The organism is Bradyrhizobium nanningense, assembly GCF_004114535.1.
GTDB lineage: Bacteria > Pseudomonadota > Alphaproteobacteria > Rhizobiales > Xanthobacteraceae > Bradyrhizobium > Bradyrhizobium nanningense.
Genome location: NZ_LBJC01000023.1, coordinates 214352 through 240913 on the forward strand (window position 1 = coordinate 214352; position 26562 = coordinate 240913).

General features: G+C 64.3%; 25 protein-coding genes, 1 tRNA gene and 2 pseudogenes. 12 read left to right on the forward strand and 16 right to left on the reverse strand.

Features of this window, described 5'->3' with window-relative positions; all coding sequences use genetic code 11:
- Window positions 1-31: 31 nt before the first annotated feature.
- Both XH84_RS17160 and XH84_RS17165 read right to left on the reverse strand, forming a co-directional pair.
- A complete protein-coding gene (locus XH84_RS17160) occupies window positions 32-943 on the reverse strand; it encodes an amino acid ABC transporter substrate-binding protein (protein ID WP_128921660.1) in 912 nt (303 codons plus the stop codon).
- A 99-nt stretch (window positions 944-1042) separates the two neighbouring features.
- Window positions 1043-2440, reverse strand: coding sequence for a M20 family metallopeptidase (locus XH84_RS17165; protein WP_128921661.1), 1398 nt, complete (start codon window positions 2438-2440; stop codon window positions 1043-1045).
- A gap of 288 nt (window positions 2441-2728) precedes the next feature.
- Between XH84_RS17165 and XH84_RS17170 the strand changes: the two genes are divergently transcribed.
- On the forward strand, window positions 2729-4108 hold the full coding sequence (locus XH84_RS17170) for an LLM class flavin-dependent oxidoreductase (protein WP_128948490.1): 1380 nt from the start codon (window positions 2729-2731) through the stop codon (window positions 4106-4108).
- A gap of 153 nt (window positions 4109-4261) precedes the next feature.
- Here the strand turns inward: XH84_RS17170 and XH84_RS17180 are convergent, their stop codons facing one another.
- The 4 genes from XH84_RS17180 to XH84_RS17195 all read right to left on the reverse strand — a co-directional run bounded on the left by XH84_RS17180 (window position 4262) and on the right by XH84_RS17195 (window position 9626).
- Window positions 4262-5923 carry a thiamine pyrophosphate-binding protein gene (locus tag XH84_RS17180; protein WP_128921663.1) on the reverse strand — a complete coding sequence of 554 codons (1662 nt, stop codon included), beginning with the start codon at window positions 5921-5923 and terminating at the stop codon, window positions 4262-4264.
- A 257-nt stretch (window positions 5924-6180) separates the two neighbouring features.
- Window positions 6181-6684, reverse strand: a complete 504-nt coding sequence (locus tag XH84_RS17185; protein ID WP_128921664.1) for a GFA family protein — start codon at window positions 6682-6684, stop codon at window positions 6181-6183.
- Between the two features lie 85 nt (window positions 6685-6769).
- Window positions 6770-7897, reverse strand: coding sequence for an alkene reductase (locus XH84_RS17190; RefSeq protein WP_128921665.1), 1128 nt, complete (start codon window positions 7895-7897; stop codon window positions 6770-6772).
- 232 nt (window positions 7898-8129) lie between these two features.
- Window positions 8130-9626, reverse strand: coding sequence for an aldehyde dehydrogenase family protein (locus XH84_RS17195; RefSeq protein WP_164936529.1), 1497 nt, complete (start codon window positions 9624-9626; stop codon window positions 8130-8132).
- Between the two features lie 183 nt (window positions 9627-9809).
- On the opposite strand from XH84_RS17195, the gene XH84_RS17200 reads away from it, so the two are divergent.
- A complete protein-coding gene (locus tag XH84_RS17200) occupies window positions 9810-10655 on the forward strand; it encodes an SDR family NAD(P)-dependent oxidoreductase (RefSeq protein ID WP_128921667.1) in 846 nt (281 codons plus the stop codon).
- Window positions 10656-10709: 54 nt separating this feature from the next.
- Here XH84_RS17200 and XH84_RS17205 read toward each other — a convergent pair whose 3' ends face one another.
- The 3 genes from XH84_RS17205 to XH84_RS17215 all read right to left on the reverse strand — a co-directional run bounded on the left by XH84_RS17205 (window position 10710) and on the right by XH84_RS17215 (window position 12099).
- Window positions 10710-10916: a hypothetical protein gene (locus XH84_RS17205; RefSeq protein WP_128921668.1), complete on the reverse strand. Its 207-nt coding sequence runs from the start codon at window positions 10914-10916 to the stop codon at window positions 10710-10712.
- Between the two features lie 172 nt (window positions 10917-11088).
- On the reverse strand, window positions 11089-11364 hold the full coding sequence (locus tag XH84_RS17210) for a YiaA/YiaB family inner membrane protein (RefSeq protein ID WP_128921669.1): 276 nt from the start codon (window positions 11362-11364) through the stop codon (window positions 11089-11091).
- Window positions 11365-11403: 39 nt separating this feature from the next.
- Window positions 11404-12099, reverse strand: coding sequence for a PspA/IM30 family protein (locus tag XH84_RS17215; protein ID WP_128921670.1), 696 nt, complete (start codon window positions 12097-12099; stop codon window positions 11404-11406).
- Window positions 12100-12202: 103 nt separating this feature from the next.
- Between XH84_RS17215 and XH84_RS17220 the strand changes: the two genes are divergently transcribed.
- The 3 genes and pseudogenes from XH84_RS17220 to XH84_RS17230 all read left to right on the forward strand — a co-directional run.
- Window positions 12203-12811 (forward strand): TetR/AcrR family transcriptional regulator, encoded by a 609-nt coding sequence (locus tag XH84_RS17220; protein WP_128921671.1) that lies wholly within the window; start codon window positions 12203-12205, stop codon window positions 12809-12811.
- A 102-nt stretch (window positions 12812-12913) separates the two neighbouring features.
- Window positions 12914-13466: pseudogene (locus XH84_RS17225) on the forward strand (DUF892 family protein); the annotation flags it as partial.
- A gap of 188 nt (window positions 13467-13654) precedes the next feature.
- Window positions 13655-13981: pseudogene (locus XH84_RS17230) on the forward strand (histidine kinase dimerization/phospho-acceptor domain-containing protein); the annotation flags it as partial.
- A 70-nt stretch (window positions 13982-14051) separates the two neighbouring features.
- On the opposite strand, the gene XH84_RS39875 reads toward XH84_RS17230, so the two are convergent.
- Window positions 14052-14192, reverse strand: a complete 141-nt coding sequence (locus XH84_RS39875) for a hypothetical protein (protein ID WP_164936531.1) — start codon at window positions 14190-14192, stop codon at window positions 14052-14054.
- Between the two features lie 81 nt (window positions 14193-14273).
- On the opposite strand from XH84_RS39875, the gene XH84_RS17235 reads away from it, so the two are divergent.
- The 3 genes from XH84_RS17235 to XH84_RS17245 all read left to right on the forward strand — a co-directional run bounded on the left by XH84_RS17235 (window position 14274) and on the right by XH84_RS17245 (window position 17723).
- Window positions 14274-14843 carry an alpha-ketoglutarate-dependent dioxygenase AlkB gene (locus tag XH84_RS17235; protein WP_128921672.1) on the forward strand — a complete coding sequence of 190 codons (570 nt, stop codon included), beginning with the start codon at window positions 14274-14276 and terminating at the stop codon, window positions 14841-14843.
- A 311-nt stretch (window positions 14844-15154) separates the two neighbouring features.
- Window positions 15155-16084, forward strand: coding sequence for an alpha/beta hydrolase (locus tag XH84_RS17240; RefSeq protein WP_128921739.1), 930 nt, complete (start codon window positions 15155-15157; stop codon window positions 16082-16084).
- 415 nt (window positions 16085-16499) lie between these two features.
- Window positions 16500-17723, forward strand: coding sequence for an ABC transporter substrate-binding protein (locus XH84_RS17245; protein WP_164937392.1), 1224 nt, complete (start codon window positions 16500-16502; stop codon window positions 17721-17723).
- Between the two features lie 231 nt (window positions 17724-17954).
- Here XH84_RS17245 and XH84_RS17255 read toward each other — a convergent pair whose 3' ends face one another.
- Window positions 17955-19517 (reverse strand): adenylate/guanylate cyclase domain-containing protein, encoded by a 1563-nt coding sequence (locus tag XH84_RS17255; RefSeq protein ID WP_128921674.1) that lies wholly within the window; start codon window positions 19515-19517, stop codon window positions 17955-17957.
- Between the two features lie 188 nt (window positions 19518-19705).
- Between XH84_RS17255 and XH84_RS17260 the strand changes: the two genes are divergently transcribed.
- Window positions 19706-20797 (forward strand): enolase C-terminal domain-like protein, encoded by a 1092-nt coding sequence (locus tag XH84_RS17260; protein WP_128921675.1) that lies wholly within the window; start codon window positions 19706-19708, stop codon window positions 20795-20797.
- 171 nt (window positions 20798-20968) lie between these two features.
- On the opposite strand, the gene XH84_RS17265 is transcribed toward XH84_RS17260, so the two are convergent.
- The 5 genes from XH84_RS17265 to cpdR form a co-directional block, all read right to left on the reverse strand.
- Window positions 20969-21442 (reverse strand): L-2-amino-thiazoline-4-carboxylic acid hydrolase, encoded by a 474-nt coding sequence (locus tag XH84_RS17265; RefSeq protein ID WP_128921676.1) that lies wholly within the window; start codon window positions 21440-21442, stop codon window positions 20969-20971.
- 72 nt (window positions 21443-21514) lie between these two features.
- Window positions 21515-22051: a DUF488 domain-containing protein gene (locus XH84_RS17270; protein WP_128921677.1), complete on the reverse strand. Its 537-nt coding sequence runs from the start codon at window positions 22049-22051 to the stop codon at window positions 21515-21517.
- A gap of 25 nt (window positions 22052-22076) precedes the next feature.
- A complete protein-coding gene (locus tag XH84_RS17275) occupies window positions 22077-22304 on the reverse strand; it encodes a hypervirulence associated TUDOR domain-containing protein (RefSeq protein ID WP_128921678.1) in 228 nt (75 codons plus the stop codon).
- A 201-nt stretch (window positions 22305-22505) separates the two neighbouring features.
- Window positions 22506-22580 (reverse strand) — tRNA-Val (locus tag XH84_RS17280).
- A 75-nt stretch (window positions 22581-22655) separates the two neighbouring features.
- Entirely contained in the window at window positions 22656-23015 is a 360-nt protein-coding gene (gene cpdR / locus XH84_RS17285) for a cell cycle two-component system response regulator CpdR (protein ID WP_007597092.1), read from the reverse strand.
- Between the two features lie 333 nt (window positions 23016-23348).
- Here cpdR and XH84_RS17295 point away from each other — a divergent pair, with 333 nt between their 5' ends.
- The 3 genes from XH84_RS17295 (at window position 23349) to XH84_RS17305 (ending at window position 26541) form a co-directional block, all read left to right on the forward strand.
- Entirely contained in the window at window positions 23349-24239 is an 891-nt protein-coding gene (locus XH84_RS17295) for an N-formylglutamate amidohydrolase (protein WP_128921679.1), read from the forward strand.
- Between the two features lie 531 nt (window positions 24240-24770).
- Entirely contained in the window at window positions 24771-25553 is a 783-nt protein-coding gene (hisN, locus tag XH84_RS17300) for a histidinol-phosphatase (RefSeq protein WP_128921680.1), read from the forward strand.
- A 22-nt stretch (window positions 25554-25575) separates the two neighbouring features.
- Entirely contained in the window at window positions 25576-26541 is a 966-nt protein-coding gene (locus XH84_RS17305; RefSeq protein WP_128921681.1) for a Bug family tripartite tricarboxylate transporter substrate binding protein, read from the forward strand.
- Window positions 26542-26562: the final 21 nt, after the last annotated feature.

The following is a 26562-nucleotide window of genomic DNA, read 5'->3' on the forward strand; positions in this document are numbered from 1 at the left end:
CATGATCCCGATCGAAAGATCGAGGTTTTTCTTACTTATAGTCGTCCGGATTCGGCGAGTCCGTCGGCTTGGCGAACTCGTTCTTCAGTTCGGGCGAGATCGGGGTGTTGAGGTTCAGTCCCTTCGGCGGGATCTTCTGCGTGAACCACTTGTCGTAGATCTTCTGGGCCTCTCCGGAGGTGTAAAGCGCAGCGGTCGCGGCATCGACCACCTTCTTGAAGGCAGCGTCGTCCTTGCGCAGCATGATGCCGTAAGGCTCGGGCTTGGAGAAGGCGTCCTTGGAGATTACGTAGTCGCCCGGCGACTTCGAGCCGGCAACGAGGCTCGCGAGCAGGATGTCGTCCATGACGAAGGCGACCGCGCGGTCGGTCTCAACCATCAGGAAGGCTTCGGCGTGATCCTTGGCGGGGATGATATTGGCGCCGAGGCTCTTCGCGACGTTGGCCTCGGTGAGCTGCTTGATGTTGGTGGTTCCCGCGGTCGAGACCACCGTCTTGCCCTTGAGATCATCGATCGACTTCAGGCCGCTGGACTTCTTGAAGACGTAGCGGCTGGCGGTCAGATAGTGGGTGTTGGTGAAGGCGACCTGCTTCTGGCGCTCGGCGTTGTTGGTGGTCGAGCCGCATTCCAAGTCGATGGTGCCGTTGGCCATCAGCGGGATGCGGGTCGCCGAGGTCACCGGATTGAGTTTGACCTCGAGTTTGTCGAGCTTGAGCTCCTTCTTCACGGCGTCGACGATCTTGTAGCAGATGTCCATCGCGAACCCGATGGGCTTCTGGTTGTCGTCGAGATAGGAGAACGGGATCGAGGAATCGCGGAAGCCCAGCGTGATCGCGCCGGTGTCCTTGATGTTCTTCAGCGTGCCGGTCAGCTCCTGGGCCCCGGCCTGGCTGACGGCGAAGGTCGCGGCGAGCGCGAGCCCAATGCTACGGAAATGTTTCACTTTTTTGTCCCCTTTCAGGATGATGCGGGCGGGATGCAAGCACAAAACGGCTTGGATTAGAATGTGACTTTTGGCTGGATCGCGGCTCAGGTTAACGGCTCAACTGAGGGGTCTTGTTAGAGGCCTTGGCAACTGGCCGAGATCCCAGAACAGCCCGGCCATCACCGTCAAGGCTTCTTCCGTCAATGGCAGCAGAATGTGCTCATTGGGCGCATGCTGGGAGCAGCCGGGATAGGAGTGCGGGACCCAGATCGTCGGCAGGCCCAGAATCTCGGAGAAGACGTCGTTGGGCAACGAGCCACCGAAATTCGGCAGCACCGCCGGCGCCTTGCCGGTGGTCTCCTGCACCGAATCCGCCGCCCATTTGATCCACGGACTGTCGAAGTCTGTGCGCGATGCAGCAAAACTCTGCGCCGCCCGCACCTCGACCATCGGAAAACCCTTTGCGACCAGATGCGCGCGGATGGCCTCGATCAGGCCCTCAATCTTCGTCCCGACCACGAAACGCAGTTGCAGCACGGCATTAGCGTGGCCCGGAATGGCGTTGGCCGGCTTCTCGATATTGCCCGACGACATCGCCAGCACTTCCAGCGTATTCCAGGCGTAGAGCCGTTCGGCGGCCGAAAGACCCTCCTCGCCCCAGTTCTCCGCCAGCGCGGGCTCGTCTGCCCCCGGCGTCACCTGCACGTCGGCGAGATAGGAGCGGATCTGGTTGGTGAGCCGCGGCGGCTTCAGCGCGTCGAGCTGGATGCGGCCGTGGCCATCGACCAGCGTCGAGATCGCATTGACCAGAATGGTCGCCGGATTGGCCAGCACGCCGCCCCAATTGCCGGAATGGTGGCCGCCGTCGCGCAGGTTCACGTCCAGATGAATGCGGATGCCGCCGCGGCAGCCGAGGAACAACGTCGGACGGTCGGCGGACAGGCGCGGTCCATCGGAGGCCATGAACAGATCCGCCTTGAGCGCGTCGCGATTGAGGTCGCAGACCTTGCCGAGGTCGGGCGAGCCGATCTCCTCGCCCATCTCGACGATGAATTTGGCGTTGAAGCCGAGCTTGCCGCCGCGGGCATCGCGCACCGCGCGGAGTGCCGCCATGTTGATGCTGTGCTGACCCTTGTTGTCGGCGGTGCCGCGGCCGTAGAGCCGCGTGCTCGCAACCGTGGTGCGCCAGGGATCGCGGCCGTCGCGCCACTCACCTTCCATGCCGTCGACGACGTCGCCATGACCATAGACCAGCACGGTGGGTGCGGACGCGCTCTCGTGATGCTCGGCGAACAGGAACGGTGCCTTGCCGCTGGGGGATTCGACGATGCGGCTGGTGAAGTCGAGCGCGGCGAAAGCCGGCTGCATCTCCTGTTCCAGATAGCCACGCAGCTCGGCGCCACGGGATGGGTTCTGGCTCTCGGTCTTGAAGGCGACGCGACGGTCGAGCTCGGCGAGGAATGCGCCGGACCTAAAATCCTCACGGGCGCGGGCGATGGCGTCGGCTCTGGTCATGACTTGCTTTTCGGGACTTTGAGACGAAGGACCTTACCCGACACGGGTTGGCCTTCGAAAGTGGCAGGGAGTTGGATAGTTCTTGTACTTCTCTTGTAGTTCTCTTGGGATTTCGTCCTTGCATCCTTGAGATTGGCTTGCCAGGCGCAGCAGCGCCGCTGATTTTGGCCTTGCCAAGCGCAAGCGATATGCAAGAACTTCGCCAAATAGGACACCCAGTCGGACGTCAAGTTCGGGCGCACGTCTACCATTCGAAGAGCGCTCAGTACAGAGCGCCAGGGGACCAGCATGGCCAAAGAGATCAGGCTCAACGCCTTTGCGATGAATTGCGTCGCACACCAATCACCGGGCCTGTGGACCCATCCGCGCGACCGCACCGCTGAATATAATCGCCTGCCCTACTGGATCGATCTCGCCAAGACGCTGGAGCGCGGCCGTTTCGACGGGCTGTTCCTGGCCGACGTGCTCGGGGTCTACGACGTCTATGGCAACAGCCCTGACGCAGCCTTGCGCAACGCAGCACAGACGCCGTCGAACGAGCCGCTGCTATTGCTCTCGGCGATGGCCGCAGTGACGCAAAATCTCGGCTTCGGTGTCACCAGCAATTTGTCCTTCGAGCCGCCCTATCCGTTCGCGCGACGGATGTCGACGCTCGATCACCTCACCGAGGGACGGATCGGCTGGAACGTCGTCACCGGCTATCTCGACAGCGCCGCGCGTGGCGCCGGCAAGGACAAGCAGACCGGCCACGACGACCGCTACGACATCGCCGACGAATATATGGAGGTCGTCTACAAGCTGTGGGAAGGCAGCTGGGAAGATGACGCCGTGCTGCGCGACCGGGCACGAGGCATCTTCACCGATCCCAGCAAGGTTCATCGCGTCAATCATGAAGGCACGAACTACCGCATCAACAACACCATCCATCTCAGCGAGCCCTCGCCCCAGCGCACGCCTGTGCTGTACCAGGCCGGCACCTCGCCGCGCGGCCGGCAGTTCGCGGCCAAGCATGCCGAATGCGTGTTCATGTCCGGACCATCAGCCAAGATCATCGCGCCGCGCGTGGCGGCGATCCGCCAGGAGGCCGCCGCACTCGGCCGCAACCCGGCGGAGATCCTGATGTTCAACATGATGACGATCATCCTCGGCAACACCGAGGCCGAAGCGGCGGCGAAATACGCCGACTACCGCTCGCACATCAATCCGGAAGGCGCGCTCGCGCTGATGTCGGGATGGACCGGCATCGATTTCTCCGGCTACGAGCTCGACCAGCAAGTGCGTCACGTCCAGAACGATGCCGGGCGCAGCGCGCTCGACAACGTCACGCGGGGCGATCCGGACCGCGTCTGGACCGTGCGCGACGTCATCGAGCATGTCGGGATCGGCGGCGCCGGCCCGGTCGTGGTCGGCACGCCCGAAAGCGTCGCTGACAAGATCGAGGACTGGTTCGAGAAGACCGACGTCGACGGCCTCAACGTCGCGTTCGCGATCTCGCCCGGCGATTTCGAGGACATCGCCGACATGCTGGTGCCGGAGCTGACCAAGCGCGGGCGCTATAAGTCGGAATATGCCAAGGGCACGCTGCGGGAGAAGCTGTTCGGCGGTGGCCGGGCAAGGCTCGACGCGCCACATCCGGCGGCCGGGTATCGCGTGGGGAGGGAGGGGTAGTAGCGCGCCACACCTTCGGTGTCGTCCCGGCGAACGCCGGGACCCATAACCCCAGGGAGCAGTTTGGCGAAGGCTGGTCGTTCGGGATTAGCACCATCCACGATCGATAGATCACGCGGTATGGGTCCCGGCGTTCGCTGGGACGACAGGGGGCTACACCTTCCCGTCCACCATCACCTCGATCAGCTTGGTGCCGGGCCGATTGAACGCCGACGCCAGCGTCGCCTTCAGCTCGCGGGGGTCGCTGATCCTGATCGCCTCGCAGCCCAGCGCCTTCGCGACGCCGGCAAAATCCACGGGGGGATCGACGAAGTCCATGCCAACGTAATTGTCGTCGCCGTGGAAGGCGAGCAGGCGCTGCTTGATGATGCGGTAACCGCCATTGTTGGCGATGACGACGTTGAGCGGCAGCTTGTGATGCGCCGCCGTCCACAGCGACTGGATCGAATACATCGCGCTGCCATCGCCCGAGAAGCAGACGACCGGACGATCCGGATTGGCGATGCTGGCGCCGACGGAGGCCGGCAGGCCCCAGCCGATGCCGCCGGAAGCAAGGCCGTGATAGCCATAGCGGTCACGATGCGGCCGCAGCGCCGTGATCTGGCGGCTGGAGGTGAGGCCTTCGTCGATCAGGATGGCGCTGTCGGGCATCGCCTCGATCATCTGCAGCACCAAAAAGTCCGGATCGATCGGCGCGCGGCCTGCGCTCTTGCCGATCTGCTCGACCAGCGCCGCGCGGCGTGCGGTCCAGTTCTTCGGCGCGAGCTCGGCGAGGCGTTGCCTCGCGCGGCCCGCGAGCGTCGGGCCGCCCATCTCCTTCAGCACCGGGATCAGCGCGCGCAGCGTTTCCTTCAGATCCGCCTTCAGCGCGATCTCGGCGCCGTAATTCTTGGCGATCTCCCAATCGACGAGACCGATCTGCACGATGCCGAGTCCATCCGGCAGCGCATCGATCTCGCTATAGACCGACATCCGCAAGGGATCGCCGCCGAGCGCAATCAAGAGGTCATAGGGCGCCAGCATATCGCGCGCGACCTTCTGCACGCGCGCCAGTGTGCCGACGAAGCTCGGGCTCTCCGAGAGGAAGTGCGATCCATACGGCGTCGAAGACTGGTAAGCGGCCGCACCGAGCAGCTCGGCGAGCTCGGCGGCTTCCCTCAGTGCGTCGCTCTTCACCACCTCGTCCATGGTCACAATGGCAGGGCGCTCCGCCCTGAGGAGCCGCGCGGCAAAAACCTTCAAGGCTTCGTCCGACGGTTTCACGCGAGCGTCGATGCGGGTGGAGCGGCCGAGGTCGATTCCGGCCTCGCTGTTCAGGATGTCGCCGGGCAGCGAAATGAACACCGGCCCGGTCGGCGGCGTGGTCGCGACCTTGGCGGCGCGGCGCACGATGCGCGGCAAATCCTCAAGCCGCGTCACCTCGACCGCCCATTTCACCAGCGGCTCGGCCATGCGCACGAGCGGCCCATACAGCACCGGCTCCATCAGCCCGTGGCCCTGTTCCTGCTGGCCGGCCGTCAGGATCATCGGCGTGCCCGTGAACTGGGCGTTGTAGAGCGAGCCCATGGCGTTGCCGAGGCCGGGCGCGACGTGGACGTTGCAGGCGACGAGCTTGCCGGAGGCGCGGCTATAACCGTCGGCGATCGCGACCACCAGGCTCTCCTGCATCGCCATCACGTAGGTGAGGTCAGGATGGTCTTTCAGCGCATGCATGATCGGCAGCTCGGTGGTGCCGGGATTGCCGAACAGATGCGTGATGCCCTCGTCCTTGAGCAGCGCAAGAAAGGCGGAGCGGCCGGTGATCTTGTTCTTCATCTTTCCTCCAGGAGCGGACGTTGCCGCAAGGACTGAAGGCATGATGGCCGAAGTCGAAGGGAGCGCGCAAGGAAGCGCGGTCATGGCTGCGTTGCGTGTGACGGTCTCGTGTCCCGGACGCGGCGCAACGTGCAACGTTGCGACGCAGAGCCGGGACCTAGAATCCGCACCGAGCTCGCTGACGCATGGGCCCCGGCTCGGCAGTGCGGCACTTCGCGCCGCGCTGCGTCCGGGGCACGAGCGGAGCAAATGGCGGGCTAGATTTCCTCCCGCCCCAGCTCGAACGGGTCCTCGCCGCCCGCGCGCTTCTTCCTTTTCGAGCGCTGCCAGACCACGCCGGGAAAGCCCTTCAGCGGCACCAGCGGCTCGCCGATATAGGCCCATTCCTGCAGCTCTTCGATCGCGATGTGGTAGAGCGGCTGCCGGCCGGTGCGTTCCCGAAACAGCGCGCGGGGGATGTTGACCATATGGGGCCCGCGCGGACGCTCATAGGCGATCGGCGTGCCGCAATGCGAGCAGAAGCTGCGCGCGGTCTTGGTCGCCTTGTCCTCATAGCGCGTGAGCGCGGTCTTGCCGGAGGTGATGCGGAAGCGCTTCTTCCAGCTTCCAACGTAGGTGGCGTAGGCCGCGCCATGGGCGCGGCGACTGGCCGCGGAGTGATCATGCCAGGCCCAGCGCGCGGGGACGTCGATCTCGAAGGTGACCTTGCCGCAGAGGCATTGGCCGGCGGCGATCCCTGCGGCGGCGGCGGCTTTGGCCATTGGTGTCTCTCCGTCGTCATTGCTTCGCTGCGCTCGCAATGACGGAGTTTGAGATGGCCGGCGGAGCGACACAAGAGTCCCGTAGCTAAGCCGGCGTCAACTCGTCATACACCGGATAATCCGTATACCCCTTTTCCTCGCCGCCATAGAACGTCGCACGGTTGTACGGCGTGATCGGATAATCGTGCGCGAGGCGGTGCGGCAGATCGGGGTTGGAGATGAAGATGCGGCCGAAGGCGATGACGTCGGCGTGGCCGTCGGCGATCGCCGCGTTCGCGGTCTCGCCGGTGAAGCCGCCGGCGGTCATCAGCACGCCGCTGTAGAGCGGACGGAACAGCACCATCGCCGATGGCACGTTCTCCCAATGGACGTCGGCACGGCCGGCGCCGCTGGAGCGTGGCTCGATGAAGTGCAGATAAGCGAGACCGAGCTTGTCCAGCGCCTTCACGACGTAGGTGTAGAGCGGCATCGGATCCGGCTCGCCGGAATCATTGGCGATGCCGTGGGGCGAGAGCCGCACGCCGACGCGGTTCGCGCCCCAGACCTCGATCGCCGCCTGCGTGACTTCGAGCAGCAGCCGCGCGCGGTTCTCGATCGAGCCGCCATATTGATCGGTGCGCTGGTTGCTGCGCGACTGCAGGAATTGCTCGAGCAGGTAGCCGTTGGCGCCGTGGATCTCGACACCGTCGAAACCGGCGGCGAGCGCATTCTTCGCGCCTTGCCGGAACGCCTCGACGATATTCTTGATCTCCTCGGTCTCCAGCGCGCGCGGCGTCTCATAGTCCGAGATCCTGCCGTCGGCCGTCATCGCCTTCATCCCCTCCCCCTTGATCGGGATCGCCGAGGCCGAAACCGGCAGCTCACCGCCATGGAAGGAGGAATGCGAGACGCGGCCGACATGCCAGAGCTGGAGGAAGATGATGCCGCCCTTTGCGTGCACTGCGTCGACCACCTTGCGCCAGCCGTCGATCTGCGCCTGCGAATAGATGCCGGGCGTCGCCGGATTGCCGCGGCCGTGCGACAGCACCGGCGAGGCTTCGGCGATGATCAGGCCGCCGGGCGTGGCGCGCTGGGCGTAATATTCAGCGTTGAGCGGTCGCGGCGAAAAGCTCTCGCGCTCGGCCCGCATGCGCGTCAGCGGCGCCATCGCGACGCGATGCGCAAGCTTGTACGGACCGACCTGCAACGGTCTAAACAACGCTTCGAATTTCATGTGGTCCCCGGATGTCTATGAAAGGATGTGGATAGAAGGGAAATGGCAGCCTGAAAGGCCGGCGCTCGTTCTCCCTCTCCCCGTTCTTACGGGGAGAGGGTTGGGGTGAGGGGCTATCTCGGCAATTTCGGTGCGAGCGCAGTCCGCGGAGACTGCCCCTCACCCGGAATCCGCACTTCGCGCGCATTCCGGCCTCTCCCCGCAGGCGGGGAGAGGCCAAGAAGGACAGGCCTTACGCCGTCTTGATCCAGACGGCCTTCACGTTGAGATATTCCTCGACATGCTGCTTGCCGGACTCGCGGCCGTAGCCGCTCATCTTGTAGCCGCCGAAGGGCACGGCCGGATCCATCGCCTGGTAGCAGTTCACCCACACCGAACCGGCGCGCAGCGATTTTGCGACCGCATGCGCCTTGCTGACGTCGCGCGTCCACAGGCCGGAGCCGAGGCCGAAGGTGGTGTTGTTGGCGCGCTTGACGAGCTCTTCCATGTCCTTGAACGCGATCGCCGAGATGACGGGCCCGAAGATCTCCTCCTGCGCGATGCGCATGTTGTCCTGGACGCCGGCAAATACCGTCGGCGAGACGAAGAAGCCCTTCGACAGCGCACCCTCGGTGACGCGGCCGCCGCCGGCGAGCGCGCGTGCGCCTTCCTTCTGGCCGATGTCGAGATAGCCGGTGACGCGTTCGAGCTGCTGCTCGGAAACCAGCGGGCCGATCTGCACATTGGGATCGAGGCCGTTGCCGACCTGCAGCTTCTTGCCGAATTCGGCAACGCGACCGACGAACTCCTCGTAGATCGACTGCTCGACGAACAGGCGCGTGCCGGCGCTGCAGATCTGCCCGGAATTGGCAAACACCGCCATCGCGGCGCCGGGCACGGCGGCATCGAGATCGGCGTCCGCGAACACGATGTCCGGCGATTTGCCGCCGAGCTCGAGCGATACGCGCTTCAGATTGCTGGCGGAGGCGCGGATGATCGATTGCCCGGTGACATGGGAGCCCGTGAACGCGACCTTGTCGACGTCATGATGCGAGGCGAGCGCGGCGCCGGCGGTCTCGCCATAGCCGGGCACGACGTTGACGACGCCGGGCGGAATGCCCGCCTCCATCGCCAGCTCGGCGATGCGCAGCGAGGTCAGCGGCGCCTCTTCGGCGGGCTTGAGCACGACGGTGCAGCCGGTCGCGATCGCGGGACCGATCTTCCAGATCGTCGCGGTGAGCGGCCCGTTCCAGGGAATGATGGCGCCGACGACGCCGATCGGCTCCTTCAGCGTGTAGGAGAAGATTTCGCCCGGCAGCGAGTTCTCGATGGTCTCGCCGTGGATCGCGGTGGTCTGGCCGGCGTAATAGCGCAGCATGCCGACGGCACGCAGGCGATAGGCCCGGGTGCGGCTGAGCGGCGCGCCCATGTCCAGCGTGTCGAGCTGCGACAATTCGTCAAAATTCTTCTCGACGAGGTCGGCAAGCCTGAGGAGTAGGTTCTGCCGCTCGAACGGCTTGACCTTGCTCCAGGGTCCTTCGAAGGCGCGGCGGGCGGCGGCAACCGCACGATCGATGTCTTCCTTGTCACCTTCGGCGACAGTTGCGAGCAGCTCGCCCGTTGCGGGATTGCGGGTCTCGAAGCGCTTGCCCGAGGCTGCATCGACCCATTTCCCGTCGATCAGCATCTGCTTGTAGGACCCGTTCGCGAACGGATGGCGCGTGATCGGAATAGCCTGCGACACAGCCATGGCTGCACTCCCTGTCAGGTGATTGATTGGTTCGATCTGGGCGGGATCGTTATGTCGAAGGATACAGCGGGGCCGGAAAGGCGTAAAGGCAGCGTGGAACGAAGACCTCCCATGCCGACTTGTGCAGGGTCGCGCAGCCGCCATGTTATAGCTCGCGCGAAGCCCCTCTTGCGGAGACGCACCATGCCACATGCCGCGATCGCCAAAGACAATGTTGCCGTGATCACAGGCGGCGCATCCGGCATCGGATTTGCCGCCGCCACCGCCTTTGCGCGCGCTGGAATGAAGGTGTGTATCGCTGACGTCGACGAACCCCGGTTGGCAGACGCTGCAACAAAATTGTCATCCGTCACGTCTGCCGTAGACGTGATGACCTTCGCGGTCGATGTCAGCAACGCCGAGAGCCTGGCGGAACTGGAGCGCGCGGTGCGCGAGCGGTTCGGCGGCACCGACGTCCTCATGAACAATGCCGGCATCCAGCCGGGCAGCACGCTGTTCGGCGAGCCCGATCACTGGCAGCGCATCATCGCCGTCAACATGTGGGGCATCATCAACGGCTCACGCATCTTCGCGCCCAACATGATCGCGCGCGGCAAATGCGGCCTCATCATCAATACCGGCTCCAAGCAGGGCATCACCACGCCGCCGGGCGATCCCGCCTACAACGTCTCCAAGGCCGGCGTGAAAGCGTTCACCGAGGCGCTCCAGCACGAGCTGCGCAACACGAAGGACCGTCGCGTCACGGCGCACCTTCTGATCCCCGGCTTCGTCTTCACCGGCCTCACCGCGAAGGGCCGCACCGAGAAGCCGGCCGGCGCCTGGACGCCGGAGCAGACGGTCGATTTCATGCTGGCGCGCCTGGAGGCCGGCGATTTTTACATCCTGTGCCCGGACAACGACGTGCCGCGCGCGCTCGACGAGAAGCGCATGCTGTGGGCCGCCGGCGACATCGTCGAGAACCGTCCGCCGCTGTCGCGCTGGCATCCGGATTACGCGGACGCGTTCAGGAAGTTTGTGGAGGGGGAGTAGGCTTGCACCGCTCTATCACTCCCTCGCCCCGTTCTTACGGGAGAGGTAAGAAGCCTACAGCGTCTCTTGCTTGTGCCCGCAATTCTTGCAGGCGAACTTGACGCGGCTCTGGCCCTTCTCCGCCTGGACCCGGTTCGGGGCGCCGCACTTGCCGCAGACAGCCTCGATGCGGGTCGTGCCCTGCTTGACGACGATGGATTTCTTTTCCATCGATTCGCGGATCAGGCGCTCGGCCTCCTCACGCAGCGATTGTTTCGACAAAGCTCGTCTCCGCCTCTGAAAGCGCGAGAGCCATATCGCACCTGCGGCCGAAGCACAATGCGCGATGCGGATTGCGGCCATCAAGACGTCATTCCGGATGGTTGCGACGCGAGAGCCGCGGCGCGTGTTGCTCCGAGGCTCTCTCTCGTCCGGATCGGCTCAAGGCGTTTTTTCAAGCGGCCTTGGACACCTCCATCAAGAGCCGCTCGGCCTTCGCGTCCTCGATGCGATTGACCAGCCGGCTGCTCTCGTGATTGTCGCGCACCGTCTTGGTCAGGGTGATGCAGGTCTGGACCAGCATGACGATACCCATGGTGAGATAGCCCTTCATCCAGAAGTCGATCGGCAAGAAGAAGATGCCGATGGCGAGGAGGAAGGCGGAAGCTGCGAAGGACGCGCAAGTGAAGGTGACCCAGGCACTGCTGTGGGGTTGGCCGTTCTGGTTCATGATGGTCTCCTGTTGGTTCAATGATGATGGGATTCGGGATCAGGTCGTGGGCGTGCGCCTGGACTTCAGCCGCGCCAGCACGTCGTCCGCGGTCGTCTTCAGCCGCGGGCCAAAGCCCTGCTCGGCAAGTCTCTCGGCGGTCGCGAGCGGACCGGTGGCCGCATCGAGCTCGACCAGCGCATCGTCGGCCGCCTGAGCTTCCATCTGCCGATCGCGCAGACGCCGCAAAGTGCTCTCCGCCTCCGGCAGCGTAGATTCGTAGGGACGCGCCGCCTCGATGCCGCTGCGGCGAAGCGAGCGCACCGCCTCCGAGGCACGGGCGACGCGGCGGCCGCGATCGAGCTCGGTGATGCGGGCCTGAGCGTTGGCGACGTGCCGCTTCAGCCGGGCGATCTCGGTCGCGAACAGCGCGCGGGCCGTCATCGCGGCATCGCGGTCGGCCTCCAGGCCTGCGATGGCTTCGGCGGCCTCCCTGGCGAGATCGTCACGGCCGCCGTCGAGCGCCGCAACCGCGCGGGTTTCGAGATCGGCAATGCGGGCAACGGTCGCCTCCAGCTTGCGGCCCTCCTGCTGGTCCTGCGCAATCGCCAGCGCCAGCGTTCGTTTGCTGCGCTCGACGGCGGCGGCGGCATCGCGCATCTGCTGGTCGAGAATGAGGAGGGCTGTCCGGTCCTCCAGCTCCTCGCCGGCGGCGGCTACGCTGCCGCGGAAAAGTGTCACGACGGTCTTGAACATCTGTTGCTCCCTGTTATGAGCGCTGCTCACAGAGGCTTTGTAGCAAGAAACTTGAACATAGTTCAAGATTATTTTGAGCGCCGCTCAAGAATTTGACGAATAGATGTCTAAAGCATTGGAACGACGAGAGAAACTTCGCGCCGACTTAGTCCTGGCGGCGGAGCGGATGATCGCTGACCGTGGATTGTCGGGGGTGAAAACCCGCGATCTCGCCCGCGAGATCGGCTGCGCCAACGGCGCGGTCTACAATCTCGTGGCTGACATGGACGAGCTGATCCTGCGTGTGGGCTCGCGCACGCTGCTTCGCCTCGACGAGGCGCTTGGCGCCGCGGAAGACGCGGGCGAGCCATCACCGCAAGAGACGCTGGTCCGCATCGCCCTCGCCTATTGCGATTTCGCGGCCGAAAATCTCCAGCTCTGGCGCGCGCTGTTCGAGCACCGCATGGAGGCCGACAAGGTCGTCCCCGACTGGTCCGTCCAGGATCAGATGCAGCTGTTCCGCCACATCTACCAACCGCTGGCCGCGCTGTTTCCAAAGCGCAGCCGCGAGGAGCTCGGCATCACGGCGCGCAGCCTGTTCTCGGCGGTGCATGGCATGGTGGCGCTCGGACTGGAACAGAAGCTGGTTGCCGTGCCGTTGCCGGCGCTGCGCAAGGAAATCGCAGGCCTCGTGCGCGCGATGATCGACGGATTGATCGCGCGGGCGGCGTAGAGGAGCGATCCGCATCTCGAGCGTGGCTAGACGAACATTCCGAGCACTGGTTGACGCGCATCGTTTCCCCCAGAGCGCGAGCCATCCAGTCCGCCGATCCCCGGCACCGCCACATCGATCGTCGCGGAGAGTTCTCCGCCCGTCGACGAGGCCGGTCTGACCGATCTCCCGCTCCGTGAGCTGCGTGACATTCTCCATGCCGAGAAGCAGCTGACCAAGGCGCTGCCCAAGATGGCGCAGTCCGCTCGCTTCGATCAGTTGCGTGAATGTTCGAGCAGCATCTGGCCGAGACCGAAAATCAGGTCGAGCGCATCAACGAATGCTTCGAACTGCTCGGCGAGAATGCTCGCGCCGCCCTGCAAGGGCATGATGGGCCTGATCGAGGAAGGCCAGGAGGTCATGAAGGAAGCTGAGGAGAAGGAGGACGCAGCCGCCGACCTCGCGCTGATCTCAGCGGCCCAGCGCGTCGAACATTACGAGATGTCCGGCTACACCACTGCACGTAGCCTGGCGCAGCAGCTCCGGCATAGCGCCATCGTCGCCCTGCTCTCCAAATCCCTCGCCGAGGAAGAGAATGCGGACCTGCTGCTCAACCAGGTCGCACGGTCATTGATGTCGGTGGCGAATGCCGGCGGCGCTAGAGCAGGCGGAATAGGACATTTGCGAAGGACGGTAACCGATCGCCTCGCGCTGTCGTACGCGGGGCGATACGATCGGCTAGCCCCGAATATTGCGCCTCGGCGTGCACGTGTTCTCGGCGATGCCCGCCATCGTCAACAACCGCGTCGCGAGCGTGCCTGATAGTCGATCGACAGGCCTCACAGCGCGACCTGCCCCGGTGTGGCCCACCTTTCCCACTAGCTGAAATCGCCGCTGACCTCGATCAAGGGCGCGGCCGAGCTGTTGCAGGATTCGGTTCAAGGCAAATCCGAGGGCCTGACGCCGGCCGAGCAGAACACGTTCATCGCCAACATCGTGTCCGACACGCAGCGGCTGGAGGCAATGGCGCAGCGCTTACGCGAGCTCGTCCGCGCCGAGAGCCTGCCGCAGAACGAGTGCACCGAACTCGCGCCCGTGATCGCCGACCTCAGGAGCCGGTTTCCAGCGAGCTCGATCGAGGCCAGCGGCAGCCTCGACCGCGCCATCGGCATGTCCGGCGAAAAGGCGCTGCATCACCCCTCAGTTTCTTGGTCGGGCATGATCTATTCGGAAAACCGCTTCACACTTTTCCGGATCATGCCTAGATCGCGAAGACCCAGGCGGCGACGATGGCGCCGATGGTGACCAGACCAGCGATGGTCCAGCCGGCGGCATATTCCAGCTCGGGATGGCCGGTCGCCCGCATGATCTCTGCCGGATCGGCGGTATGCTTATGTGCCATGACAGCCTCTCGCACGTTACTTCCCGCGTCATATGTAAGTCGCTTGAGCCGGCAAAAGGTTCCGTCACGGAAATGCGAGGAATGACGCAGCTCGGATTATTCACTGAGCCGGAAGCAGGACCTTCAGGGCTTCGCTATGTCGACAATTTTATCGAAGCCGCCGTCGAGCGGGCGCTGATCGGCCGCATCGCAGCATTGCCGCTCCGACGCTTCCAGTTCGGGGCGTTCGAGGGCAACCGCCGGGTGGCGTCGTTCGGCTACCGCTATGACTATTCGCTGCAGCGGCTGGCCGAGGCGGAGCCGATCCCGGACTGGCTCCTGCCGATCGCGCGCCAGACCGAGGCATGGGCCGGGCTGCCGGAAGCCAGCGTCCGCCAGGTGCTCTGTACCGAATACGACATCGGCGTCGGCATTGGCTGGCACCGCGACAAGCCGCATTTCAAGGAGATCCTCGGCCTGTCGCTGGGCTCGGCCTGCAAGTTTCGCTTCCGCCGCCGGAGCGGCGACAAATGGCAGCGCCATACGCTCGAGGCGCAGCCGCGCTCGCTCTACATGATGCAAGGCGAGGCGCGCTCGCAATGGGAGCACAGCATCCCGCCGGTCGAGGCACGCCGTTACTCCATCACGTTTCGGACGATGACGCCGACCTGACAAGCCGTCCAAAACAAACTCTCGAAAACAACCCCATGCTCAGTAGAAGGCCATTTCCGGCTCGAGCCTCGGCGGCGCCGGGCAACGGCTTGACGCATCGAGACAAAGCGGCGGCGGCGCGCAGCCGGCCCCGGGGCCCCTGCTTGCGTTCCAAACGCGGCTGCGCGCCGGACCGGCCGCCCGTTCCGCGCCGGCCGCAGATCGGCGAGAGATGCCGCGAATTCGCCTCAAGGCCGGCTGACTAATGAGGCGAATTGAAAAGACAGGCCACATCAGCGGGCCAATATGGGCCCCCGAAGGCCGGCATCACCATGAAGAATTATCCGACAATCTTGCTGCTTCTGACCATGACCACGGCCTCCGCGCACGGACCTTTGCCGAGCCGGCTCTCGCCGCCCTCCGATCTCGTGCAAGCGGGCCTCACCGATTCCGACACCAGTGCCGGCGGCACCGCGCGGTTATGCGAGCAGGTCACCTTCTCGCGCGGCCTGCGCTACGGCGAGAGCGAAGCCAACGTGCTCGATGTCGCCAGCAGCGCCACCAAGGCGGACACGCCGCGGCCGGTGCTGCTGTTCGTCACCGGCGACACATTTACCGGCGACCGTGCCGCGCCGGACTTGTCGCGCCAGATCCAGGACCAGGCGATGTGCTTTGCCGCGCGCAACGACATGATTGGCGTGCGTGTCAGTTATCGCCTGGCCCCCGCGGCGACCTGGCCGACGGGGGCGACCGACGTGGCGGCGGCGCTGTCCTGGGTTCACGGCAATATCGACCTGTTCAACGGTGACGCCCGCGAGATCGTCGCGGTCGGCTACGGCGCCGGCGCCTTCCATGTCGCGACCCTGCTGGCGCATCCCGAATTGCAGTCCGATCGCGCCGATGTCGCCGCAATCGTGCTGGTGTCCGGCATCTACCGCGCGGGCAAGGACGCGAGCGACAGCGAGAAGGCCTATCTCGGCAGCGATGTCAGCCAATACAACAAGCGCTCGGTGTTCCCCGGTATCCTCAACGTCGATGTGCCGATCGTACTGGCCTGGGCTGCGGACGATTCCGCAGCCCTCGTGGCACAAGGCGAAACCTTGAAGAAGACGCTTTGCGGCGCCGGCCATTGCCCGCGCAGCGCATTGCTACGCAGCCGCGAGGGCATCGCGAGCGCCTTCGGTCTCGACGGCTCCGGCGACAGCCTCGCCGAGCCGACGCTGCTGCTGGTGCATCAGCTCGAAGCGCGAGGATTGCCGTAGCCGGGGCGTAGCTCCGCTATCGACAACTCACACCATTTGCTGGGCCCACCCCTCTCCCCCGCCCTCGCCCGCAAGGGGGAAGGGAGCCCAGCGGCGTGCGCGGTTGCACTGCGGCTCATCGAAAGCGTCTTGATAAGTCGAGTCTCCTACCACGCGCTTGGTATGTCCCTCCCCCCTTGCGGGGGAGGGTTAGGGAGAGGGGGTACCACACGGGGATTCTCCCGATCAGAGGAGGGCTACACACGCAGAGTGCCGCAACAGCCCGTCAACACACCTGCCATTTCATTCGCCCCCTACATGCGCGCGTCTGAAATGCCCGGCCGAGCCACACGATCGCCAAACGCCTGACCTACATCAATCGGCCTTGGTGCGGATTGAGCCGACCTCGTTCGGGGCCAACGACAAGGTGTCGAGCATGCGCGTCACCGGAAGAGTGCTGTTCGTTTCGATCGTCGCTTTCGCCTCGCTGGGGGCGATGTCGCAGCAACACGCCGAACAGCCGGCGAGCGACAAGGAGATCCGCATCGGCAATGTCATGCCGTATTCGGGAGCGCTTTCTGAATTCGGCGCGATCGGTCAGGCGGAAGCCGCTTATTTCGACATGATCAACGCGCGCGGCGGCATCAACGGCCGCAAGATCCGCTTCATCACGCGCGACGACAATTCCGATCCGTCGACCGCCCTGGAGCTGACGCGCAATCTGGTCGAGAAGGACGACGTGCACCTGATGTTCGGATCGTTCGGCACGCCCGGCAATCTCGCCGCGCGCTGGTATCTGAACGAGAAGAAGGTCCCGCAGCTTTTCGTCGCCTCCGGCGACGAGGAGCTGAGCCAGGCCAGGGCGTTCCCCTGGACCATGGGCTGGCAGCCGTCGATCCGGTCGGAGGGGCGCATCTATGCCAACTACATTCAAGCCTATTACCCCAGGAAGAAGATCGTCGTGCTCTGGCAGAACGACCAGTTCGGACGCATGCTCTACAAGGGGATCCAGGACGGACTGGGCGACTTGAACCGCCATGTCCTCGTCGACATTGCCTTTGACATCGGCGACGAGCACCTCGACGGCCACGTCTCGATCCTCAAGCGCGCCGGCGCCGATATCTTCGTCTTTCTCGGCGTGCCGTCGACGGCCTCCAAGGTGATCAAGCTGGCGGCTTCGCTCAACTGGCGCCCGGTCTTCATCGTCAACGATGCCTCCGCCTCGATTGCCAATGCGATGGCGCCCGCGGGCCTGGAGAATTCGGCCGGCGTGATCTCGGCGACCTTCCTGAAGGACCCGAGCGACCCCGCCTGGAAAGACGATCCCGCCATGAAGGAATGGTTCGCCTTCATGGACAAGTACCATCAGGTCGAAAGCAACAACAACAACGCCGCGGTCTACGGCTACGCCGCGGCCGAGGCGTTGACGCAGGTGCTGAAGCAGTGCGGCGACGACCTGTCACGCGAGAACATCATGCGTCAGGCGGCCTCGTTGAGGGGGTACAACCCCTCCGTCGCGCTGCCCAACATCAGAATGAATACCTCGCCGAGCAACTATCTGCCGATCAAGCAGATGCGGCTCGTCCAGTTCGACGGGCGGTCGTGGCAACCTTTTGGGGATGTGATCGAGACCGCCTTCACGGAAGGCGCGGCGCGGTGAGGTAACCCATGTAACGTATTGCCGGCTTGCGCGTGTGGTCAGCACCGCAGTGCATCGACGGAGCAGGTGTGCTCCCTCCCCCGCTTGCGGGGGAGAGCTGGGGAGAGGGTGCATCCGCAATCGAGACTCCCCAAGAAGAGGGAGCCCTCACCCCTACCCTCGCCCGCAAGTGGCAGAGGGAGCACACCGGTCCCTTGGCACCATCCGAGCCCAATCAAAAGCTCGCCACCCTCACGCCGGCTTCAGCGAGGCCAACGCGCTCTCCAGCAGCGCGCGTACCCGTGCGGCGTCGCCTGACTTCACCACCGCGGGATCGAGATAGAGCTCGAGCCCCGGCGCGCGCTCGGTGATGATGCCGCTTCGCTCTGCCGTCCCGTCGTTGAGCGCGTCGACCGAATAGGGAATCACCTCGCGGCTGATGCCCTTCATCGTGATCGCCGGCAAAGCGTGGGCGCGGACGATGTCGCTGACGAGCGCGAAGGTCTCGTAGCTCAACACGATGCCGCCGGGCTCGGCGATCGACTGCAGGCGCGCGGCGAGGTTCGCCTCGGCGCCGATGATGGTGTAGTCCATGCGGTCGGAGCTGCCGAAATTTCCGACATTGCAATAGCCCGAGTTGATGCCCATGCGCGAGCGGAACGGTTGCTCGATGCCGGACGCCCGCCATTTCGCATTGAGCTCGGCAAGACGCTGCTGCATGCGCCAGGCCATCTGCAGACAGGCCTGCGCATCGGCGCGATCGCCCCTGGTCTCGGGATCGCCGAAGAAGATCAGCATGGCGTCGCCGATGAACTTGTCGATGGTGCCGCCATAGTCATGGGCGATCGCCGACATCTCCGTAAAATATTCGTTGAGGAGCTGGGTCAGCTGCTCCGGCTGCAGCCGTTCGGCGGTGGCCGTGAAATTCTGGATGTCGGAGAAGAAGATGGTGAGCTTCTTGCGCTCGGTGTGGATGGTGACGTCCTTCTGGCCGGAGAAGATGCTCTTGTAGACCTGCGGCGGGATGTAGCGCGAGATCTTCATCGACAGCGAGGCCAGGAAGTCGTTGGCGGATTCGAGCTCCCTGTTCATGGTCTTGATGCGGCCGGCCTGCCTGCGCTGCAGCGACAGGAACGCCAGCCCGCTGCCGGCGGCGATCAGGAAATAGGCCAGCAGGAACTTGAACGAAAAGATGTTGGCGGCGATCGGCTGTGCGATGATCACCTCCTGGATGCCTCTGACGTCGCCGACCTTCCAGTCCTTCTTCGGGCTCTCGGGGTGGCTGTTGTGGCAACTCACGCAAGCCGGACCCATCGCGACGGGCGCGACCAGGCGAACCTTGTCTGAGAACAGCGAGGTCTCGGTGTCGACAATCTTCTGCTCGGGATCGTTGCGAAGCGCATCGAGCGCGTCCTTTTCGAACTTGTCGAGCTGGTGCGTTGCGCGGTTCTGGAACGGGAAGTCCGAGACAAAGCGGTAGGTGATGTTCTCCTGCTGCGCGCCGATCACCCGTCCGAGCTCCAGCGACAGCGTCGCGGGAATCGGGATCGCGCCGGAGACGGATTCGTAATTGTGAACCACCTGGGTCGTGCCGTCGGGATTGGCAAGGATTCGCCCGACCACGTTGGAAGCGTAGTAGCTGCGCACGCTCGTGATCACCGAGTTGAGATCGACCGCCTGCCGGCGCAACGCCGTCTTGCTGAGCTCGGTCAGATCCAGCCACACCGCGAGCGGCAAAGCGAGCAGGAGGAAGGCGACCGCGGCACCGGTCAGGATGCCGCTCTTGCGCTGCTCTTCGGAGATCTCTTGTTTCACGCTGTGGCTCCGTCGTGGGCGGTTTTGTCGCAAACTCGGGGAATTTGCGGTCCAATATGTGCAACACAAGGCCGATAAACGCGCGCCCGCGCAACCCCATTTTATGGTGGTCGCGGCAGGCGGCTTTTCGTTTCATGACGAATGTTTAAGATCGGCATCAAGCTGCATTCACCCCGCCGGGAGATCCCATGACCGAGACCATTCGCATCAAGCGCTTCAACGCGCGGCCCGTGATCGTGCCGATGAACCTGCCGCTCCAGACATCGACGGGCGCGGTCGCCAAGGCACCGCTGGTGCTGATCGACTGCGAGACCGACCAGGGCGCCCGTGGGCATGCCTATTTGTTCTCGATCACGCCGTCGGCCCTGAAACCGCTGACGTCGATGGTCGCGGAAATGTCAGAGCTGCTTGCCGGTGACGAACTGCTGCCGTTCGAGATCGAGCGCAAGCTGACCCAGCGCTTCACGCTGCTGGGCCTGGCCGGCCTGCAGCGGCTGGCGCAATCCGGCATCGACATGGCGGCCTGGGATGCGCTCGCGCGCAGCAAGGGCCTGCCGCTGGCGCGGCTGCTCGGCGGCGCGCCGAAGCCGGTCAGGGCTTACAATTCGAAGGGGCTCGGCATCATGCCGGCGGGCGCCGCGGTCGAGGAGGCCCACAAGCTGCTGGCCGAAGGGTTTCGGGCCGCCAAGATCCGCGTCGGCCGCCCCGATGCGCGAGAGGATCTCGCCGTCGTTCGCGCGGTGCGAAACGCCGTCGGCGATCAGGTCACGCTGATGTGCGACTACAACCAGGCGCTCACGGTGACCGAGGCCATCCGCCGCGGCGAGATGCTCGACGACGAAGGGTTGACCTGGATCGAGGAGCCGATCCGCCATGACGATCATGCCGGCTGCGCCCGCATTGCCGATGCGCTGCGCACGCCGATCCAGATCGGCGAGAATTTTGACAGCGCCTTCGCGATGCAGACCGCGCTCTCGGCGGAAGCCTGCGACTACGTGATGCCCGACGTGCAGCGCATCGGCGGCGTCACCGGTTGGCTGCGTGCGGCGTCACTGGCGCACGCCGCCGGCATCGAGATGTCCACGCATCTGTTCTCGGAAGTCAGCGCCCACCTGCTCTGCGTGACACCGACTGCGCATTGGCTGGAATATGTCGACTGGGCTGATGCCGTGCTGGCAACGCGCCTCAAGATCAAGGACGGCTTTGCGCTGCCGGGCGAGGAGCCGGGCAACGGGATCGAATGGGACGAGGCGGCGGTGAAGAAGTATCTGGTAGGGTAGATTGTGATCGGCGATGCTCCTTCGCGTGTTCGTCATTGCTGTCGAACGCGCACTTCGGGGGCCTTTTCGTCGATTTGCGTCATTGGATATTGAATATCGCCCCCGGGCATTCGTTGGTTACGATCAGCGACGGCAATGCCACGGCGAGGCCGATCGCCCGGATCATTGCCTTCATGGCGTCCCGCCATTGTCGCGCCGGTAGCGGAAGTCGCAATGATCGGCGCCTTGCATGATCGTCTGCGTGCGCGTGAGTCTGACGCCGGAGCCAAAGCCTTCCGCGGTCGCAAAGTCCGCAGTACAGACCAGCAGGAAGCCGAGCTCCGGCTCGCCGAGCGCCTTGTAAAACTCGGCATAGGCGCAGCGCGTAACGTCGAACGCGAAGGCGTCATGCGACTGTTCGATCACGTCATAGGCGAGCGCATCGTCGCGGGCATAGGTCCTGAACGCCGACGATACGGCCTTGCCGAGATCGCTATCGTTCTTGGCTTTCCAAAACTCCTCGCCGTAGCCGCGATAGAGATCGCCGAGCGCCTTGCGCACCAGCGCGTTGGCGCGCACCTCGCCGAGCTCGGCCTGCAGCGCCTTGACCAGCGGCACCAGCACCTGCGCCTGGATTTTTGCTTGCTCGATGACGGATATGCTCATGGGCGACCTCTTGTCTGAGGCAGCGTCGTAGCCGGGATGGAGCGTGAGCATAACCTGGCCGGCGACGGTTGGCTAACCCTCGGCCGGGTAGGCCAGGCGGCCGCCGGCCACGCCCCGCGCCGCCGGATTCATTTCGGCCTGTTTGACTTGCCCGGGCCCGAGAATGTGAAACACCGTCTCGCCGGCCGCGAGCAAATAGTCGGTGATGATCCGCCGGTGGCATCGCCACCACAATGTCTCCGCGCACATGATGGCGCAGCGCTGCACCTGCCCGACGGCGCGCAAATGCGCGAGCCCTTCATGAAAAGCCGCGCCCATGGCGTGGTCGGCGTAATTGTGGAAGCTGCCGTTCTGCCAGAACGCATTGGTCTCGCGCGGCACCTCGCGCTTGCGGCTGCGTAGGCCGCCGAGCGAGGCAATGTGCTCATAACCGATCGAAGCGGTTGCGAGCGACTTGGGGAGGGTCTCGCGATTGTACTGCGGGTTGGTGCGGGAGCGGGGCACGGTGCGCACGTCGGCCACGAAGGTGACGGAGCTATCCTGCAACAATCGGGCGAACTCCTCGATCGAGCGTGTGGCATGGCCGATGGTGAAGAACGGATGAGCCATGGACGCAACTCGGCTCCCGGGGCCGTCAGCTCTTCAACAACCGCAATGCGCGGCGCTTGTGCAGGGCAACGTGGTCGGTCTTGTCGCTCCGGATTTCGTATTGCGGATCGTCCGGGCTGGCGTGGTGGATGTAGCCCTTGTAGTCGACGTCCTCGGTGTGAACGCGCAGGATATGGCCGCGCACGCGGCCGGCCTCGGAATTCCAGCTGACGTGGTCGCCGCGCTTGAAGGGTTTTGTGGAGGACTTCGGCATGACGGAACAATGCCGGACCGACAGGGCGTGTTCCAAGGAGCGGAGTAAGAATGCGCCAGTCCGTCTTCGCTCTTCGAGCTACGCCGGACACGCTTGTTGTTGAGATGGGTTGTGGCTTGCCTAGCCGAAGCTCGCGGCGCAGCCCCCCTGCGCCCGTTGGGCTTCGGCGTGACATCCTTCACTCGCTTCGCGAGCGAAGGATGGTGGGCACGACAGGGATCGAACCTGTGACCCCTACCATGTCAAGGTAGTGCTCTCCCGCTGAGCTACGTGCCCTAATAGTCCACTTAGGTCGGGTGGGGTCCCTATAACGGCTCAGGGGACCCGGCGCAAGGACGGAACGGGGCCGATTTAGGCCGCCAGCATCTTGTTCACTTCGCTGACCAATTCGCGCAGGTGCACGGGCTTGGACAGCACCTTGGCATTCTTGGGGGCGTCCGAATCCGAGTTCAGGGCAACCGCGGCAAAGCCGGTGATGAACATGATCTTGATGTCGGGGTCGAGTTCCGAGGCCCGGCGGGCGAGCTCGATGCCGTCCATCTCCGGCATCACGATGTCGGTGAGCAGCATCTCGAACGGCTCTTCCCGCAACCGCTGATAGGCGGCCATGCCGTTGTCATGGGACGAGACCTGAAAACCGGCGTTTTCCAGCGCCTTGACCAGGAAACGGCGCATGTCGTTGTCGTCTTCGGCGAGCAGGATCTTTGGCATGGCAGGAATCGTCGCATCCCCAGAGGATATCAGCAGAGGTCACTAAGCCCGACAGAGGGTAAATTTGGGGTGAAAATCTTTACCCTGAGACGGCTGCGCTGCCGCACTGTTGTGAACCGGAAAGCAGCCCGAATCAATCGAGCCGCGCGGGCGCATCCACGCCTCCCTGCCCGCACGGTTAAGACGTGTTCCAATGAACCAATACATCTTTTCGCTTGGCAGAATGGTTGCGATTCCGGACAATGACGACACATAAGAGCCGCATCGATCGGCCGAATCAATGCGGTCTGGCGCCCTGCCAGATCCCGGCGTGAAGGGACGAAGCCTGAGAAGATGACCCGGTTTGACGGCAAGACGTCGCCAGCCTTCGAGATCGTGGAGCCCGCGCAATGGCGCGCGCCGGTCATCTTCAACTCGCCCCATTCCGGCTCGACCTATCCGGACGAATTCCTCGCGGCGTCCAGGATCGACCTCACGACGCTGCGTCGGTCCGAAGATTCCTTCATGGACGAGCTGATCGGCCACTTGAGCGAGCGCGGCTTTCCGACCGTCAGGGTCAACTTTCCCCGCTCCTATGTCGACGTCAATCGCGAGCCCTATGAGCTTGACCCGCGCATGTTCACCGGCCGCCTGCCGAGCTTCGCAAACACCCGCTCGATGCGGGTCGCCGGCGGCCTCGGCACCATTCCGCGCGTGGTCGGCGACGGCCAGGAGATTTACCGCGACCGCATCCTGGTCGACGATGCGCTGGGCCGGATCGAGACGCTGTACAAGCCTTACCATCGCGCGTTGCGCCGGCTGATCAACAAGGTGCACCAGATGTTCGGCACCGTGGTGCTGGTCGATTGCCACTCGATGCCGTCAGTCGGCGTGTCCCGCGACGAGCCGCGCCGGCCCGACGTCGTGATCGGCGACCGCTACGGCACGAGCTGCACGCCGCTTCTGCCCGACCGGGTCGAGGAGACCATGACCGGACTCGGCTATTCGATCGGCCGCAACAAGCCCTATGCCGGCGGCTTCATCACCGAGCATTACGGCAATCCCGCGAGCGGCCTGCACGCGGTGCAGCTCGAGCTCAACCGCGCAATTTACATGGACGAGCGGCGGCGCGAGCGCAGTCCACGCTTTGCGCAAGTGGCGACCGATTTCGGCGTTCTCGCCGACGTGCTGGCGACCACGATTCCGTTCGGCGATCTCGGCCCGTTCCAGGCGGCGGCGGAATAGACGCCGGCTTCTCTTCGTAAGATCGTCGTCTGCATTGGCGCGAACGCGTCTTCGCTTCGCCTCGCTTTTCACATGGAAACGAAAGCGAAAGGCCCCCAAGAAAAAAGGGCCGCTCGCGAATGACGCAAGCGGCCCAAGTCTAGGGAGGAAACGCCCAAGGAGGGCAGCGGTAACGCCAAGCGCTACCGCACCGCAACAATATGCGACCGCGCCGCACAAAGTGCAAGGCCTTTTGAGCCGTTTCCCATGCAATATGCACATGGCTCGGTTGCTTCCACGGAAACCCAGATTCAGTTTCTTTGATAAGGAAATTCAATGGGTTGATAGATGTTTGCATACGAACGAGGCAGGGTCGGAACTAAGTTTTCAACGCCATGATCGATATTTGGCCAGGAGATGACTGAGAGGAGGCAGGCTCGCTTCGGCATCCAAAATACCAGGGTGCAAATCAAGACAGCGCTGCACGCGGGAGGCGAATTGAGCTAGGCAGGAGGCGAGCTTCATCCAACTTTCGCTTTGAGGACCTGGCCTGTGACGGTGATCGACTTCTCCGCCTTCATCGGACGGCTCGCCACCGCCTCCGGCGAAACCATCCTGCCGTTCTTCCGCACCTCGCTGTCGATCGACGACAAGAGCAAGACCAAGGATTTCGATCCGGTCACCGAAGCCGACCGCGCCGCAGAGGCGGTGATGCGGCGGCTGATCAAGGCCAACTTCCCCCAGCACGGCATCGTCGGCGAGGAATTCGGCAACGAGCGCGAGGACGCTGACTATGTCTGGGTGCTCGATCCCATCGACGGCACCAAATCCTTCATCGGCGGCTTTCCGATCTGGGGGACCCTGATCGCGCTGCTGCATAAGGGCGCGCCGGTGTTCGGCATGATGCACCAGCCCTTCATCGGCGAGCGCTTCTCCGGCGACAACGGCTCGGCCAATTACAAGGGCCCCTCCGGCGAGCGCCGGCTCCAGGTCCGCCGCTGCACCTCGCTCGCGGAAGCGACGTCCTACACCACGAGCCCCTTGCTGATGAACGAGAGCGATCGTGCCATCTTCGGCCGCATCGAAAAGGGCGCACGGCTGTCGCGCTATGGCGGCGACTGCTACTCCTACTGCATGCTGGCCGCAGGTCACGTCGACCTCGTGGTCGAGACCGAGCTGAAGTCTTATGATATCGCGGCGCTGATCCCGATCGTGACCGGTGCGGGCGGCGTCGTCACCACCTGGGAAGGCAAGCCGGCCCAGGGCGGCGGCCGCATCATCGCGGCCGGCGACGCCAGGGTTCACGAAGAAGCCTTGAGGCTGCTCAACCCATAACAAACGCGAGCGGGAGGCTTGCATGACCATCTCACGCAGGCTTCTCCTTGGTTTATTCCTGCTGCTGCCGTCAGCGGTGGCGGCGCAGAATTTTCCGGCAAAACCGATCAAGCTGATCGTGCCGTTCCCGGCCGGCGGGCCGAACGACATCATCGCGCGTGTGATCGGCCAGCGCATGTCGGAGCTCGCGGGCCAGCCGGTCCTGATCGACAATCGCGGCGGCCAGGGCGGCGTGCTCGGCACCGACGCCGTCGCCAAGGCCCCGCCCGACGGCTACACCGTCGCGATCTCCTCAGCCGGCGCGCTCGCGATCAGTCCGAGCATGGAGAAAGTCGCCTACGACACGCTGACCGATCTCACGCCGGTGACGCTGGTCGCCACCGTGCCGGAAATGCTCGTGGTCGCGACCAACGTGCCCGCGAAAGACATCGGCGAGTTGATCGCGCTCGCCAAGGCGCAGCCGGGAAAGCTCAACTTCGCCTCCTCCGGCCCCGGCAGCCTGCCGCATCTGGCCGGCGAATTGTTCAAGCTGACGGCCAAGATCGACATCGTGCACGTACCCTATCGCGGTGCCGCGCCGGCGGTGAACGACCTGCTGGGCCAGCAGGTGCAGATGACGTTCCTCGACCTTCCAGTGCTGCTGCCGCAGGTCAAGGCGGGTGCCTTGCGCCCCATTGCGGTCGGCTCGGCCGCCCGCGCCCCGACAGCGCCTGAGGTGCCGACCACCGCGGAGGCAGGCTTTGCTGGCCTGCGCATCGAGAACTGGTACGGCATGGTCGCGCCGAAGGGCACGCCGAAGGAGATCGTCACCGCGCTGCATGCACTGGCGACAAAGGCGATGGCGGAGCCGGCGGTAAAGGAGAAGCTCGCAGCCCAAGGCGCGACACTGGTCGGCGACGAGCCGGAGCATTTTCGCCAATTCATCGCCGACGAGACCGCGAAGTGGGCGAAGGTGATCAAGGACGCCGGGGTGGAGACGGCGAAGTAGAGTTCTCTAGGGGGTAAGAGC